13 protein-coding genes are annotated in these 13,884 nt (G+C 64.3%); 5 read left to right on the top strand and 8 right to left on the bottom strand.

The window, feature by feature from the left end; translation table 11 throughout:
* Positions 1–87 precede the first annotated feature (87 nt).
* From ABIC03_RS22145 to ABIC03_RS22130, 4 genes are all read left to right on the top strand, one after another.
* A complete protein-coding gene (locus ABIC03_RS22145) occupies positions 88–1,548 on the top strand; it encodes a serine hydrolase (RefSeq protein WP_354061051.1) in 1,461 nt (486 codons plus the stop codon).
* A 189-nt stretch (positions 1,549–1,737) separates the two neighbouring features.
* Positions 1,738–3,423, top strand: coding sequence for a long-chain fatty acid--CoA ligase (locus ABIC03_RS22140; RefSeq protein WP_354061049.1), 1,686 nt, complete (start codon positions 1,738–1,740; stop codon positions 3,421–3,423).
* A 15-nt stretch (positions 3,424–3,438) separates the two neighbouring features.
* Complete coding sequence (locus ABIC03_RS22135) at positions 3,439–3,993, top strand: DUF924 family protein (protein WP_354061047.1); 555 nt, start codon at positions 3,439–3,441, stop codon at positions 3,991–3,993.
* Between the two features lie 119 nt (positions 3,994–4,112).
* Positions 4,113–4,598, top strand: coding sequence for a peroxiredoxin (locus tag ABIC03_RS22130; RefSeq protein ID WP_275170869.1), 486 nt, complete (start codon positions 4,113–4,115; stop codon positions 4,596–4,598).
* A 126-nt stretch (positions 4,599–4,724) separates the two neighbouring features.
* Here the strand turns inward: ABIC03_RS22130 and rnhA are convergent, their stop codons facing one another.
* From rnhA to ispH, 3 genes are read right to left on the bottom strand one after another with little or no spacing between them, the layout of a single operon-like run.
* Positions 4,725–5,189, bottom strand: coding sequence for a ribonuclease HI (gene rnhA / locus ABIC03_RS22125; protein WP_354061045.1), 465 nt, complete (start codon positions 5,187–5,189; stop codon positions 4,725–4,727).
* Positions 5,186–6,169: a homoserine kinase gene (locus tag ABIC03_RS22120; RefSeq protein ID WP_354061043.1), complete on the bottom strand. Its 984-nt coding sequence runs from the start codon at positions 6,167–6,169 to the stop codon at positions 5,186–5,188. The genes rnhA and ABIC03_RS22120 overlap by 4 nt, the downstream gene beginning before the upstream one ends.
* Before the next feature lie 6 nt (positions 6,170–6,175).
* Complete coding sequence (gene ispH, locus ABIC03_RS22115) at positions 6,176–7,144, bottom strand: 4-hydroxy-3-methylbut-2-enyl diphosphate reductase (protein ID WP_007597506.1); 969 nt, start codon at positions 7,142–7,144, stop codon at positions 6,176–6,178.
* Between the two features lie 253 nt (positions 7,145–7,397).
* Here ispH and ABIC03_RS22110 point away from each other — a divergent pair, with 253 nt between their 5' ends.
* Positions 7,398–8,093, top strand: coding sequence for a DUF1013 domain-containing protein (locus ABIC03_RS22110; RefSeq protein WP_027565675.1), 696 nt, complete (start codon positions 7,398–7,400; stop codon positions 8,091–8,093).
* 86 nt (positions 8,094–8,179) lie between these two features.
* Here ABIC03_RS22110 and ABIC03_RS22105 read toward each other — a convergent pair whose 3' ends face one another.
* From ABIC03_RS22105 to ABIC03_RS22085, 5 genes are all read right to left on the bottom strand, one after another.
* On the bottom strand, positions 8,180–8,926 hold the full coding sequence (locus tag ABIC03_RS22105) for an OmpW/AlkL family protein (protein ID WP_354061041.1): 747 nt from the start codon (positions 8,924–8,926) through the stop codon (positions 8,180–8,182).
* A 164-nt stretch (positions 8,927–9,090) separates the two neighbouring features.
* Positions 9,091–9,360 (bottom strand): hypothetical protein, encoded by a 270-nt coding sequence (locus ABIC03_RS22100; protein ID WP_354061039.1) that lies wholly within the window; start codon positions 9,358–9,360, stop codon positions 9,091–9,093.
* Between the two features lie 182 nt (positions 9,361–9,542).
* Positions 9,543–11,465 (bottom strand): propionyl-CoA synthetase, encoded by a 1,923-nt coding sequence (locus ABIC03_RS22095; RefSeq protein ID WP_354061037.1) that lies wholly within the window; start codon positions 11,463–11,465, stop codon positions 9,543–9,545.
* Between the two features lie 143 nt (positions 11,466–11,608).
* Positions 11,609–12,994 (bottom strand): tetratricopeptide repeat protein, encoded by a 1,386-nt coding sequence (locus tag ABIC03_RS22090; RefSeq protein WP_354061035.1) that lies wholly within the window; start codon positions 12,992–12,994, stop codon positions 11,609–11,611.
* 130 nt (positions 12,995–13,124) lie between these two features.
* The gene (locus tag ABIC03_RS22085) at positions 13,125–13,883 is read right to left on the bottom strand and encodes a tetratricopeptide repeat protein (protein ID WP_354061034.1); all 759 of its coding nucleotides are present in this window, start codon (positions 13,881–13,883) and stop codon (positions 13,125–13,127) included.
* Position 13,884: the final 1 nt, after the last annotated feature.

The following is a 13,884-nucleotide window of genomic DNA, read 5'->3' as shown; positions in this document are numbered from 1 at the left end:
GCAAGCGGCGGCGCTGGATTCAGAACCGAACATCAGATCACGAGAGCCGACCGGAACCGGCGGGTCTCCAAGGACCGGAATCGGATAGTGCACGCTCTTCGCCCGCTGCTTCGTCAATCCTTGTTCAACCTGTTCGCCGCGGCACTCGCATGTGCCGCGTTGCTCACGCCGCGCGCGGCGAGCGCCGAAGCGCTGCTCCTGATCGAGGCCGACAGCGGCAAGGTGCTGCAGGCGGAAAACGCGACCATTCCCTGGTATCCGGCCTCGGTCACCAAGATCATGACCGCCTATGTGACGCTGAAGGCGGTCAAGGACGGCAGGCTCACACTCGACACACTGCTCACGGTGTCGCCGACGGCAGCCTCGCAGTCGCCCTCGAAGATGGGATTTCGCCCGGGGACGCAGCTTACCGTCGACAACGCACTCAAGATGATGATGGTGAAATCGGCGAACGATATGGCCGTCGTGCTCGCCGAAGGCGTCGGCGGTTCGATCGACGGTTTCTCGGCGCTGATGAACGACACCGCGCAGAAGCTCGGCATGACGCAGACGAGCTACGTCAATCCGAACGGCCTGCCCGCCGACGGACAGATCACCTCCGCGCGGGATCTCGGCATTCTCGCACGCTCGTTCCTGCGCGATCTGCCCGAGTACGAGTATTTCGTGCACATTCCGGCAATCCGCTTCGGCAAGCGCGTCACCGGCAATTTCAACAAGCTGATCGGTCGCTATCCCGGCGCCGACGGTTTCAAGACCGGCTTCATCTGCGCCTCCGGCTACAATCTCGTCGCATCGGCCACCCGCAACGGCCGCCGGCTGATCGCCGTCGTGCTGGGCGCCAACTCCGGGACCGCGCGCGCGGTGAAGGCGGCGCAGCTGCTGGAACGCGGCTTCTCGCAAGACAATCTCACCTGGCTCCGGCCCTCACTCGGCACCGTCGACAAGCTGGTGCCGGTCGATGCCTCGCCGCCGAACCTGCGTGACGACATGTGCGGCGGCCATCGCAAGCGGCCGGCCAGCGACGATGACGACGCGCTGATCGCGACCAATGGCGGCCTGTCCGGATCGGCCTCCGCCACGGGGGGCGAAGCCCAGGTCACCTTCTTCACGGCCGGGCTTCAGCCGCCGCTGATGAAGGCCTCCGAGCTGATGGCCTCGGCCCCGGCAGCGGCCGAGCCCGTGCTGGTCTATACCGGCCCGACCCGCACCGGGACCGCCCTGATCGCGGCTGTCGCGGCCGATGCCGACCAGCAGGTCACGCCAAAGCCGCGTGGCAAGAAGTCGCGCGTCGCCAAAAGGCCCGACGCGGCAGACAAGCCAGCAGACAAGCCGAAGGATGCAAAGACGGCGGCGGCGAAGCCCGACGCCAAGCCAGTGGCGGCCGCCAAGTCGGCCGACGGCAAGTCCGCAGCCAAGCCGGCCGGCACCAAGCACGCCGCAGCCAAGCCCGACGCAGTGGCAAAGCCTGCGGCTGGCGGCGAGCAGGCGGCCAAGCCCGCCAAGCCCAAGGCCGCCACCAAGCCCGCCAAGCCGGCCAACAACAGTTAACGCCGACGCGAGGCGAGACCGCGCCGCACTTCGCACTTGCGGCAGCGCCGTTTGCGAGGATTCCGGTAGCCACTCCCTGACGTTTGTCTTAAGCCTCGACCGCTTGCCACCCGTTCCGGCAGGCTCGATACTGACGGCAATGAGGCAAGCCCGAGACACAACGGGCTCTGGTCAATGAGGGGAGTTTCCATGGAGCGCATCTGGCTTAAGCAATATCCGCCCGGCGTCCCCGCCGATATCGAGCCGACGCAATATTCATCGCTGGTCGACCTCCTGGAGGAGAGCTTCGCCAAGTTCGCCGACCGCAAGGCGTTCATCTGCATGGACAAGTCGATCAGCTATCGCGACCTCGACCAGATGTCGCTGGCGATGGCGTCCTACCTGCAAGGGCGAGGCCTGCAACGGGGCGCCCGAGTTGCGATCATGATGCCGAACGTGCTGCAATATCCGATTGCGACCGCAGCCGTGCTGCGCGCCGGTTTCGCGGTGGTCAATGTCAATCCGCTCTACACGCCGCGCGAGCTCGAGCACCAGCTCAAGGATTCCGGCGCCGAAGCCATCATCGTGCTGGAGAATTTCGCCCACACCGTCGAGCAGGTGATCGCGAAGACGCAAGTCAAGCACGTCATCGTCGGCAGCATGGGCGACCTGCTCGGCTTCAAGGGCGTGATCGTCAATCTGGTCGTCCGCCGCGTCAAGAAGATGGTGCCGGCCTGGTCGCTACCAGGCGCGGTGTCCTTCAACGACGCGATCTCCGCCGGCCGCTCTCTGGCCTTCAACAAGCCGAAGCTGTCGCCGGGCGACGTCGCCTTCCTGCAATATACCGGCGGTACCACCGGCGTGTCCAAGGGCGCCACCCTGCTCCACCGCAATATCGTCGCTAACGTCCTGCAGAACGACGCTTGGCTGCAGCCGGCGATGGCCGCGCCGCCGCATGTCGATCAACTCATGGTCGTCTGCGCGCTGCCGCTCTATCACATCTTCGCCCTGACGGCCTGCTACCTGCTCGCCGTGCGCGCCGGCGGCTGCAATCTCCTGATCCCCAATCCGCGCGACATCCCGGGCTTCATCAAGGAATTGGCGAAGTATCAGGTCAACAACTTCCCGGCCGTGAACACGCTCTACAACGGCCTGATGCACCATCCCGACTTCAAGAAGCTCGACTTCTCCAAGCTGAAGATCTCGAACGGTGGCGGCATGGCGGTGCAGCGCCCGGTCGCCGAGCAGTGGAAGGCGATCACGGGCTGCTCCATCGCCGAAGGCTACGGCCTGTCGGAGACATCTCCGACGCTGACCTGCAACACCACGACCGATCCCGAGTTCAACGGCACCATCGGCATCCCCGTGCCCTCGACCTGGATCTCGATCCGCGACGACGACGGCAACGAGATGCCGCTCGGCCAGCCCGGCGAGATCTGCGCCAAGGGCCCGCAGGTGATGTCGGGCTACTGGAACAGGCCGGAGGAGACCGCCAAGGTGATGACCGCGGACGGTTATTTTCGCACCGGGGACATCGGCATCATGGACGAGAGGGGATACACCAAGATCGTCGACCGCAAGAAGGACATGATCCTGGTCTCCGGCTTCAACGTCTATCCGAACGAGATCGAGGAAGTGATCGCGAGCAACCCGGGGGTGCTCGAATGCGCGGTCATCGGCATTCCCGATTCCAAGTCGGGAGAGGCGGTGAAGGCGTTCGTGGTCAAGAAAGACCCGAACCTCACGGCGGAGGCCCTGGTCAAGTTCTGCCAGGAGCAGCTGACGGGCTACAAGGTGCCCAAGCACATCGAATTCCGCACCGACCTGCCGAAGACCAATGTCGGCAAGATCCTGCGCCGGCAGCTGCGCGACGAGAAGAAGGCGGAGGCGGCCTAAGCGCCTCTTTCGTTCATGACTGATTTCGGCAACATCAGCCCGGCCGGCATCCTCGCCTTCTGGCACGAGGCCGGCCGCGATGCCTGGTACGAGCGCGACGACGCATTCGACGCGGAGGTCAGGCGCCGCTTTCTCGCGCTGTGGCAGAAGGCGGTCGCCGGCGAGCTCGCGTCATGGGAGGAGACCGACGAGGGCGCACTCGCGCTCGTCATCGTGCTCGACCAGTTTCCACGCAATATGTTTCGGGGCACGTCGCAGGCCTTTGCCAGCGACGCGCTGGCGCGCGACGTCGCCCGCCGCGCCATTGCGCGGGGTGCAGATCAAAGGATCGACCCGGTGCTGCTCGAATTCCTCTATTTGCCTTTCATGCATTCCGAGCACCTGCCCGACCAATTGCACTGCGTCGCGCTGTTTCAAAACACCGACAATGCCGAAAACCTGAAATACGCGCGTGAGCACGCCGATATCATCCGGCGGTTTGGCCGCTTTCCTCACCGCAACCGTCTGCTCGGCCGTGACACCACCCCGGACGAGCAGGCCTTCCTCGACGGCGGCGGGTTCGCCGGCTGATGACATAACGGTGAAGGGTCCCGCCCTCACCGCTTCCCGTATCACTATCCGTGTCGGCAATATTGTGCAGGCCCGCCGCACGGTCTAAAAAGCGGGACCGATTTTCAGGGAGACTAACGATGGCGATCCAGACTGGCGACAAGCTGCCCGAGGCGAAATTCCGCGTGATGACGGCGGAAGGTCCGCAGGTGAAGACCACCGATGAGATATTCAAGGGCAAGAAAGTGGCGCTGTTCGCGGTGCCCGGCGCCTATACCGGCACCTGCCACAAGATGCATCTGCCGAGCATCTTCCTCAACGCCTACGCCATGAAGGACAAGGGCGTCGACACCATCGCCATCGTCTCCGTCAACGACGCCTTCGTCATGAACGCGTGGAAGCGCGACACCGACCAACGCGACGAGGCCATTTTCCTGGCCGACGGCAATGCCGACTTCGCCAAGGCGATCGGCATGGAGCTCGACGCCTCCGGCAACGGTCTCGGCATCCGCTCCAAGCGCTATTCGATGCTGGTCGAGGACGGCGTGGTCAAGAAGCTGAACCTCGAGGCGATGCCCGGCAAGGTCGAGGTATCCGGCGGCGATACGCTGCTCGGGCAACTGTAAGCTTCAGACCTAGCCCTTTCGAAGAATGGCGTCATGCCCGGGCTTGTCCCGGGCATCCACGTTCTTGGTCGTGCGCGGCAAGACGTGGATGGCCGGGTCAAGCCGGGCGATGACGAACGGAGAGACCTACTCCGCCACCCGCGCCTGCAACCGCGCCTTCACGATCCCGTCGCGCGCGAGCTGGTCGGCGCGTTCGTTCTCGGGATGCCCTGCGTGGCCCTTGACCCAGTGCCAGCGGATCTCGTGCTGCTTCAGCGCGGCATCGAGGCGCTGCCATAGCTCGACATTTTTCACCGGCTTCTTGTCGGCGGTGCGCCAGCCGTTGCGCTTCCAGCCGTGGATCCAGCCGGTGATGCCCTGACGGACATATTGGCTGTCGGTATAGAGATCGACGGTGCACGGCTTCTTCAGCGCTTCCAACGCTGAGATCGCCGCCATCAATTCCATCTGGTTGTTGGTGGTGTGGCGCTCACCGCCGTTCAGTTCTTTTTCCTTGTCGCCGAACTTCAGGATCGCGCCCCAGCCGCCGGGCCCCGGATTTCCCGAGCAGGCGCCGTCGGTGTAGATCGTGACAATCGGAAGCTCGCTCACGCCACCAGCCCCGACGGCGACAGCCCGTAGTCGCGCACGCTGGAAACGCTCTGGTGGAAGCGCAGCTTGCGGACATATTCCAGCGGATCCTTCGGCCGAACCAGCGCGCCGGGCGGAACGTTTAGCCAGTCGACCAGCCGCGTCAGCAGGAAGCGCATCGCGGCTCCGCGCGCGAGCAGCGGCAGCGCGGCTTCTTCCGCCTCGGACAGCTTTCGCACGCGGCCATAGGCATTGAGGAAGGCCCGCGCCTTGGTGACGTTGAAGGAATGATCCGGCTCGAAGCACCAGGCGTTGAGGCAGATCGCGACGTCATAAGCCAGCATATCATTGCAGGCGAAGGTGAAGTCGATGATCCCCGACAGCTTGTCGCCGAGGAAGAAGACGTTGTCGTTGAAGAGGTCGGCGTGAATCACGCCTTCGGGCAGCTGCGTCGGCCAGACCCCGCTCTCGATGTAATCGAGCTCGTGGCTCAGGAACGCGCGCAGGCCGGGCTGCACCTCGTCGGCCCGCTGTGACGCGGCATCGAACAGCGGCCGCCAGCCCGGAACCGACAGCGCGTTCGCACGCCTGATCGCGAAATTCGCGCCGGCCAGATGCATCCTGGCGAGCCCCTCGCCGACGCCGGCGCAATGGGCCGCGTTCGGCTTGCGCGGCCAGACGCCTTCGAGAAAGGTGATGATCGCGGCCGGCCGGCCCGACAGCTCGCGTAACGCCTCGCCGTCCGCGCCCTTCACCGGCAGCGGGCAGTTGACGCCGTGCTCGGCCAGATGCGTCATCAGCGCGAGGAAGAACGGCAGATCGTTCTTCGCCACGCGCTTCTCATAGAGCGTGAGGATGAACGATCCCTTGGTCGTATGCAGCAGGAAGTTGGAATTTTCGACGCCCTCGGCGATGCCCTTGTAGGAGAGCAACTCGCCGAGATCGTATTGGTTGAGGAAGTCCGCAAGCTTGTCGGCGGCAACGTCGGTGTAGACCGCCATGAAGGTCTACTCGGCGGCGGCTTCGGGGCGCACCTGACGCGGCAGCGGGAAGAACTCGTTCTCTTCCGCGGCCGAGACCGTCTCCACATGCAGCGTGAAGCGCTCGGCGAACGCGTCCATGATCTCCTCGACGATCACTTCCGGGGCGGAGGCGCCAGCGGTGATGCCGAGGCTGGTGATGTTCTCGAACCGCTTCCAGTCGATTTCGGTGGCGCGCTGCGCCAGGACGGCGATCGGGCACCCCTCGCGCTCGGCGACTTCGCGCAGGCGCTGCGAGTTCGACGAGTTAGGCGCACCGACAACGATCAGGGCGTCGACCACCGGCGCCACCTTCTTCACCGCGAGCTGGCGGTTGGTGGTGGCGTAGCAGATGTCTTCCTTGTGCGGCCCGTTGATGTTCGGGAAGCGCTCCTTCAGGAGCGCCACGATCTCCGCGGTGTCGTCGATCGACAGCGTGGTCTGGGTCACGAAGGCGAGGTTGTTGGGATCCTTCGGGGCGATGGTCTTCGCGTCCTCCGCGGTCTCAATCAGGGTCACGGCGCCGGTCGGGAGCTGCCCGAGCGTGCCCACCACCTCCGGATGATGGGAATGGCCGATCAGGAAGATCTCACGGCCGCGCTTGAAATGGATTGCGGCCTCGCGGTGCACCTTGGTGACCAGGGGGCAGGTCGCATCCAGCGAGAACAAATTGCGGGACGTGGCGTCGGCCGGAACCGATTTCGGCACGCCATGGGCCGAGAACACCACCGGCGCGGTGGTGTTTTCCGGGATCTCGGCGAGTTCCTCGACGAAGATTGCGCCCTTCTTCTTCAACCCATCGACGACGTATTTATTGTGCACAATCTCATGGCGAACATAGACGGGCGCGCCGTATTTATCGAGCGCCCGTTCCACGGTGTCGATCGCCCGGACCACCCCGGCGCAGAAGCCACGGGGAGAACAAAGCACGATCTTGAGGTCTGGTTTGGCTGACATTGAGCGATCTCGGGACCGAATCACCTCGCCAAATGGGCGGGAAGCGGTCGATGAATGAATAGGGCTTGGGTACGGTCTTACAGGGACTTCAGAGGGAATTGGGCCCCCTTTCGGGCGCTGTCAAGGCACTATCTATAGCAGAACCATTGCGTGGCTACCCCCTCCGGGCTTATATAGCCCGAATTCCCAGTCATCGCTGATGACCACCGGTTTCGCCTCCAAAGGGGTGGGCGAAGCACAAAGGAGATTTGCCATGAGCAACGCACCTCTGATGCCCAAGGCGACCGCCGTCTGGCTGCTCGACAACACCGCGCTGACCTTCGATCAGGTCGCCGATTTCACCAAAATGCACCCCCTCGAGGTGCGCGCGATCGCCGATGGCGACGCCGCCCAGGGCATCAAGGGCATGGATCCCCTCTCGAATGGCCAGCTGACCCGCGAGGAGATCGAGAAGGGCGAGAACAACCCGGACTACCGGCTCCGCCTCCAGGAGAGCAAGGTGGTGCTGCCGCCGCAGCCCAAGCGCAAGGGCCCGCGCTACACCCCGGTCTCGCGCCGCCACGAGCGCCCGAGCGCCATCCTCTGGCTGCTGCGCAACCATGCCGAGCTCAAGGACGCCCAGATCATGCGCCTGGTCGGCACGACCAAGAGCACGATCGCCAGTGTCCGCGATCGCACCCACTGGAACACCTCCCAGCTGACGCCGATTGATCCGGTCACCCTCGGCCTCTGCTCGCAGATCGAGCTCGATTTCGAGGTCGCGCGCGCGGCCAAGGAAAAGCCGATCGACGCAGCCTATGGCGGCGCCACCCTGCTGCCGGCCTCCGAAACCACCAAGAAGGACGAGTACGAACCCGCGGAGAGGTCCAGCGACGATCTCAACGTCGATGCCGTGTTCGCCAAGCTGAAGACGCTCGGCGGCAAGAAGCAGGACCAGGAGGAGGAGTAAGACTCCGCTCCCTGCTGGTCATCGAATGGGAATGCGAACGCGGCGGGGCCAACCCGCCGCGTTTTTGTTTGTGGCTTCCGCAAACTTCAGAACTTATACGTCACGCCGCCGCCGACCAGCCACGGGTCGATATGCGCGGTGCCGGTCACTGGCAGACCACTGACCGTCGCCGAATAGTCCGGCCGCAACCAGAGCTTCTTGACGTCGACGTTGAAGCCCCAGTGCCGATCGAGCATGTAGTCGAAGCCGAACTGCACCGCGCCACCGAAGGCGTTGCTGACATGCAAGCTCGTGGTGGTGGCGACGATCGCGGGCGGACCGACAATCGCGGCCGGCGCGTTGGCGGCGGAATTGTTGAAGAACACGGTGTAGTTCACGCCGGCGCCGATGTACGGCTTGAACGCGCCGAAATTGTCGAAGTGATATTGCAGGGTCAGCGTCGGCGGCAGCAGCGTGGTCTTGCCGATCGGCAGATTTGCAAGCGAGCCGGTGCCGCTGATCGAATGCCGGGTCACGCCGAGGATCAGCTCGGCCGCGATATTCCTGGTGAAGAAATAGCTGATGTCGAGCTCGGGCACGACCTGATCACTGATCGAGAGGCCCGAATTCGGCGACGACAGCGATGGAACGCCGGCGACATTGACGGTGGAGCCGCCCGCATCCGGCAACACGCCTAGCACCCGCAAACGCACCATCCAGGGATTGAAGGCTTCTACCGACGGCGGCGCCTTTTTGTAGATCGGCAAATCGGCGGCCCGCGCCGAGGCAATAGCCCCCACCAGCGCCGCACCCAGCGCCGCGAGCCGCGCCACGTTTCTTATCATTCCGTCCATTGCACTCCCCTTCAGCCATGTGCGCGCTTCGTTGCGCGACATCAGCGTCAGAGCAGAAAGGCGATGGTGAAGGATTTGATGCCGATCAAAATCAGGACAAATGCGATTGCGATTCGGCTGCGGCGTTGCAGATGTGTCGCGGCAGGATAGTGCCGCTGCTTACATCATGGCCGGTCCGGATGGTTCAGCATGTATTCGCCGAGGTCGCGCTGGCGACGGTCGGCGCGGGTGGTCGCGGCACTGCGCTGGACGTCGCGGTCCTTGCGACAGGCCACGTATTCGGGCGAGCCGGCCGCATAGCCGCGGCCCTGGCAGACCGCGTCGTCATCATCGCCGCCCATCGCCACCGGTGTCTGGTAGCGCGCGGAGCAGGCGGAGAGAATGATGGCAAGCAGCACAGCTGCAAGCAGGCGCGGCGCAGCGGCGAGTGGCATACGAGGTCCCCTATTGGCCCGCTCTGTTTAGCGCGGAATGAGGAGAATGTAAGTCCCTGGACGCCGTTCCCGCTACCAGTGTCATTCCCCGCGAAAGCGGGGAATGGCCTGCCTGCGCAGGCGATGACAGCGGGATTGGAGAGGCGGCGTCGCGCCTCAATGGCTATCCTCGCAAAGCAAATTCACACCCGCCCCTTCAGCGCGTCGCCGATCTCGTCGAGCACCTTGGGGTCCTCGATCGTCGCCGGCATAGTCCAAGCTTCACCATCCGCTATCTTCTTGATGGTGCCGCGCAAGATCTTTCCGGAGCGCGTCTTGGGCAGGCGGCCGACGGTGATGGCGAGCTTGAACGCGGCAACGGGACCGAGCTTGTCGCGCACCAGCGCGATGATCTCCTTCTCGATCTCGGCGGGGGCCCGCTTCACACCCGCCTTGAGCACCAGGAAGCCGCAGGGTACCTCGCCCTTGATCGCGTCCTTGACGCCGAGCACGGCGCATTCGGCGACATCGGGATGCGAAGCCAGGATCTCCTCCATGCCGCCGGTGGAGAGCCGATGGCCGGCGACGTTGATGATGTCGTCGGTGCGGCCCATGACGAAGACATAGCCGTCTTCGTCCTTGTAGCCGGCATCAGACGTTTTGTAGTAGCCGGGGAATTCGGTGAGATAGGCTTCCTTGAAACGTTCGTCCTGATTCCACAGCGTCGGCAGGCAGCCCGGCGGCATCGGAAGCTTGATGACGATCGAGCCCATGGTGTTCGGACCGACCGGCTTTGCCGCTTCGTCGACCACGTCGACCTGATAGCCCGGCATCGGCACTGTGGGCGAGCCGTGCTTCACCGGCAGCTGGCCTAAGCCAACCGGATTGCCGGCGATACACCAGCCGGTCTCGGTCTGCCACCAATGGTCGATGACAGGCACTTTCAACTGCTGCTCCGCCCATTCCACCGTCGGCGGATCGGCGCGCTCGCCGGCCAGGAACAGCGTGCGGAACGTCGAGAGGTCGTATTGCCGGATGAATTTTCCTTCCGGATCTTCTTTCCGTATCGCGCGGAACGCGGTCGGCGCAGTGAAGAAGGCGACAGCCTTGTGCTCGCTGATCACGCGCCAGAACGCGCCGGCATCGGGCGTGCCGACCGGCTTGCCCTCATACATGATCGAGGTCGCGCCGTGCAGCAGCGGGCCGTAGACGATGTAGCTGTGGCCGACCACCCAGCCGATGTCGGAGCCGCACCACCAGACCTCACCCGGCTTGACGCCATAGAGGTTGAACATGGACCATTTCACCGCGACAAGATGGCCGCCATTGTCGCGCACGACGCCCTTGGGAATGCCGGTCGTGCCTGAGGTATAGAGGATGTAGAGCGGATCGGTAGCGGCGACGGGCACGCAAGGCGCCTGCTTGCCGTCGTTCATCGCCTTGCGGCGCAGGCCCGCCCAATCATAGTCGCGGCCGGGCGTGAGGGCGCAGACGAGCTGCGGACGTTGCAGCACGATGCAGGCCTTCGGCTTTGCGCCCGCAAGCCTGATCGCCTCGTCGAGCAGCGGCTTGTACTGCACGATCCGGCCGGGCTCGATGCCGCAGCTCGCCGACAGGATCAGCTTTGGCTGCGCATCGTCGATGCGGGTGGCGAGCTCTTTCGCGGCAAAGCCGCCGAACACCACGGAGTGCACAGCGCCAATGCGCGCGCAGGCGAGCATCGCGACGACGGCCTCCGGGACCATCGGCATATAGAGGATGACGCGATCGCCCTTGGCGACACCAAAATCCTGCATGATGGCGGCGAGCGCCTGCACTTCGGCCAGCAGTTCGGCGTAGCTGAGTTTGGTGACGCTATTTGCCAGCGGCGAATCATGGATCAGCGCGATCTGGTCGGCGCGGCCGCGTTCGACGTGGCGGTCGAGCGCGTTGTAGCAGGTGTTGACGACGCCACCGCTGTACCAGCGGCCGTAGACGCCCTGCGAGGGATCGAAGATCTTTTTCGGCGGCTCGATCCAGTCGATCTCCTTGGCCGCCTCGGCCCAAAAGCCCTCAGGATCGGCCAGCGAACGCGTATAAACCTCGTGATAGAGGCTTTTTCCGTCGACGTTTCCTCGGACGTTCATTCCCGCGCTCCCGTTCCCTTATCCGCCTGGCCTTGACCTTGTGGCAGGACAAACGTTCCGCCATGACAGGGATCAAGTACCGGCCTTGTTTGAGGGGTATTTTCCCGGGAACGGGCCGCGGTTCAAGCTCAAAAGAACAATGCTCAGCTATCCATCGCATTCAGCCGCTGCAGCCGCTCCTGCATGACCTTCTTCAGATCATAGCCCGGGCGGCCGAAGCTGGTATTGCGGGCGGCGAGGAAATCGCGCTGGGTGCGACAGAGGTCGCCGGCCGGGCGGGACCTGGCCGATTTCAGCACGCGCTCATAGGTCTCGGCGATCTGGCGATCGAGCACGCCCAGCTGTGGATCGGCACAAATTACCTTCTCAACCTCGCGCTTCGCAGTGGCACAATCGAACGACGGGCCATTGCCGGAATTCGCTGCGAGCGGCCGCAGCAGCTCGCCGCCGAATTTCGCGATCTCCGCGATCATAGCGCGGCGGCCGGCGGCGGCGTTGTCATTGCCGGGATCGAGTTTGAGCGCGGTTTCGTAGTCGGCCAGCGCCTTCCTGCGCTCGCCCGTCTTCTTGTAGAGCACGGCGCGGTTGTTGTAGGTCTGCGCAAAATTCGGATCGAGTTTCAGCGCGGCCTCGTAGTCGCTCAGCGCCGCGCCAAGCTCACCCTTGAGGTGATAGGAGTCGCCGCGGTTGGTGAAGAAGTTCGGCCGCGGCGCCAGCCGCAGCGCCTGATCGTAATCGGCAATCGCCTTGTCGTACTCGCCCATCGCAGCCAGCGACAGCCCGCGATTGTCGTAATATTCGGGCACCTTCGGATCGAGCCTGATCGCCTCGCCGTCGTCGGCAACCGACTTCTCGAGCTGGCCGAGCTTCTTGTAGGCGGCGCCACGATTGGTGTAGCTGCGCGGCCGGTTCGGATCGAGCCGCAACGCCTCGCTGAGATCGCGGATTGCCTTCTCGTTGTCGCCGCCGAGATAATAGGTCACGCCGCGGTCGGACCAGGCCTGTGCATTGTCAGGCTTCAGCTTGATCGCCTGGTCGTAATCGGCAAGCGCGCGATCTAGCCGGCGCTGGTTGGTGTAGACGACGCCGCGCAGCTCGTAAGATTCCGAATCCTGCGGATCGAGCTCGATGGCCTTGCTGAGGTCCGCCGCGGCGCGGTTGAGATCGCCGCCAGCCTCCCGGAGGAGATCGCCGCGCAGGCGCCAGGCTTTTGCGTTTTTGCCATCGAGCGCAATGGCGCGATCGATATCTCGCAGCGCCTGCGTGAGGCCGCCCGAGGTCCGCGCATTGGCGTCGGCGCGCACCAGCAATGCCGCGGCGCGATCGGAGGATGGATTTGAGGCCTGGTCGACGATAGCGCTGCAGGCCGGGATCAGCTCAGCCGGGGCGGCCTTGCTCCCCATCACGCAATCGACACCAGCCGTCGCGGGGGCGACGAGGATGACGCTCATGGCCGCGCTGAGAAGGAGCGAGCGAAACGAGATTTTTGCAAACGAGAACATTTGCGCGGAAGGATGCGTGCCGCACATGGCATAGGACTCCGGGACATCAGGCTTTCACCATTGTCGCGGCGGCCAAAGAATCGGTTCAAATCGAGGCGTGTCAGGGGCGTATCGACCCCTCCCTTGCTCGCCCGCTCTTACGGGGACACGAGGAGCCTCAATACCCGTCAGCCCCGTTCAGCCGCCGCAGCCGCTCCTGCATCGCCTTCTTCAGATCGTACCCCGGCCGGCCGAACCCGGCATTGCGGCGGGCGATGAAATCGTCCTGCTCGCGTTGAAGCGCCTTCGCTTCGCTTGCATTGCGCGCTTCGCGCAAGACGCGCGCGTTGGCCGCAAAGACCTCGCGATCGAGATCGGCGAGCTCGCGGTTGGCGCAGATCGCCTTCTCGACGGGGCGGCGCGCACCCCTGCAATTGAAGCTGGGCTTGCCCGCGACCGCCATCTGCGCGCCGATCCGCTCGATCTCGCGCGCCATCGCCTTGTGATTGGCCTTGGCCTTCTCGTGGTTCGGGTCGATTTTCAACGCCGCGGCGAAATCCTGCACCGCCTTGGGCTTGTCGCCCTTCCTCAGCCAGAGCTCGCCCCGCGCGTTGAAGATATCGGCGAGACCGGAATCGAGCTCCAGGGCGCGGCTGTCATCGGCTATCGCGCGGTCGACCTGATCACGCCGAGAAAACAGCGCGCCGCGCGCGGTCAGGGCCTTGATCAGGTCGGCCTTCGCCGTCTTCTCGTTGTCGATCACGGCAGCGCAGGCCGTGGCGGCCTTGTCAATGTCGTCGGCTGCGGCAGCCGCGAGGCAGGGCGCGATGTCGACCTGCGGGACCGCGGCCGGTTCGCCGCCGGTCGCAGCATGAGCGGCAGCGAACGAGAGCGCGAAGAGCAACCCGACGCCGGACCATTGAATGAGAGAACGCATG

The sequence above is a fragment of the Bradyrhizobium sp. RT6a genome, assembly GCF_040547675.1.
Classification (GTDB): domain Bacteria; phylum Pseudomonadota; class Alphaproteobacteria; order Rhizobiales; family Xanthobacteraceae; genus Bradyrhizobium.
The sequence above is the reverse complement of the archived record's forward strand: the minus strand, read 5'-3'. Positions and strand labels throughout refer to the sequence as shown.

Excerpts from the sequence above, each read along its gene's own strand:
- ABIC03_RS22130 (WP_275170869.1), top strand. The coding sequence starts at position 4,113 with ATGGCGATCCAGACTGGCGACAAGCTGCCCGAGGCGAAATTCCGCGTG.
- ABIC03_RS22120 (WP_354061043.1), bottom strand. The coding sequence starts at position 6,169 with ATGGCGGTCTACACCGACGTTGCCGCCGACAAGCTTGCGGACTTCCTC.
- ispH (WP_007597506.1), bottom strand. The coding sequence starts at position 7,144 with ATGTCAGCCAAACCAGACCTCAAGATCGTGCTTTGTTCTCCCCGTGGC.
- ABIC03_RS22090 (WP_354061035.1), bottom strand. The coding sequence starts at position 12,994 with ATGTGCGGCACGCATCCTTCCGCGCAAATGTTCTCGTTTGCAAAAATC.
- ABIC03_RS22135 (WP_354061047.1), top strand. The coding sequence starts at position 3,439 with ATGACTGATTTCGGCAACATCAGCCCGGCCGGCATCCTCGCCTTCTGG.
- ABIC03_RS22085 (WP_354061034.1), bottom strand. The coding sequence starts at position 13,883 with ATGCGTTCTCTCATTCAATGGTCCGGCGTCGGGTTGCTCTTCGCGCTC.
- ABIC03_RS22095 (WP_354061037.1), bottom strand. The coding sequence starts at position 11,465 with ATGAACGTCCGAGGAAACGTCGACGGAAAAAGCCTCTATCACGAGGTT.
- ABIC03_RS22110 (WP_027565675.1), top strand. The coding sequence starts at position 7,398 with ATGAGCAACGCACCTCTGATGCCCAAGGCGACCGCCGTCTGGCTGCTC.
- ABIC03_RS22105 (WP_354061041.1), bottom strand. The coding sequence starts at position 8,926 with ATGGACGGAATGATAAGAAACGTGGCGCGGCTCGCGGCGCTGGGTGCG.
- ABIC03_RS22100 (WP_354061039.1), bottom strand. The coding sequence starts at position 9,360 with ATGCCACTCGCCGCTGCGCCGCGCCTGCTTGCAGCTGTGCTGCTTGCC.
- ABIC03_RS22140 (WP_354061049.1), top strand. The coding sequence starts at position 1,738 with ATGGAGCGCATCTGGCTTAAGCAATATCCGCCCGGCGTCCCCGCCGAT.